The organism is Pleomorphochaeta sp. DL1XJH-081 (genome assembly GCF_049310885.1).
In the GTDB taxonomy this organism is placed as follows: Bacteria; Spirochaetota; Spirochaetia; order Sphaerochaetales; family Sphaerochaetaceae; genus CAYZJV01.
Map to the genome: position 1 here is coordinate 1 of NZ_JBMDYO010000048.1, position 289 is coordinate 289.

A 289-nucleotide genomic window follows, 5' to 3' on the forward strand; every position below is an offset into this window, starting at 1 on the left:
TACAAAGTGAATTCCGATATTTGACGGATGGGTTTGGTGCCGGACAGATTTGGGGCGGCATTTTGCCATCTGATAAAGAATATGATGATAAAGACCGTAAAGATTTCCATTTTTTACATAATTGGGATATCAACGACCAATGGTCTACCAACCTTGAATATAACTACGCATCAGATAAAGACTATTTCTCTGATTTAGATAGTAGCCCTAACTCTAAAACAGATCTTAACTTGCGTAGAGCTTGGGAACTTAACTATCAGCATGGTATACCAGGGTTAAAAGCTCAGCT

Annotated in this window: 1 protein-coding gene; it reads left to right on the top strand. The window is 38.4% G+C overall.

Translation table 11 applies throughout. From position 1 onward, the window contains the following. The coding region (gene lptD / locus ACODJP_RS13855; RefSeq protein WP_422482498.1) for an LPS assembly protein LptD at positions 1-289 on the top strand (289 nt) is incomplete at both ends.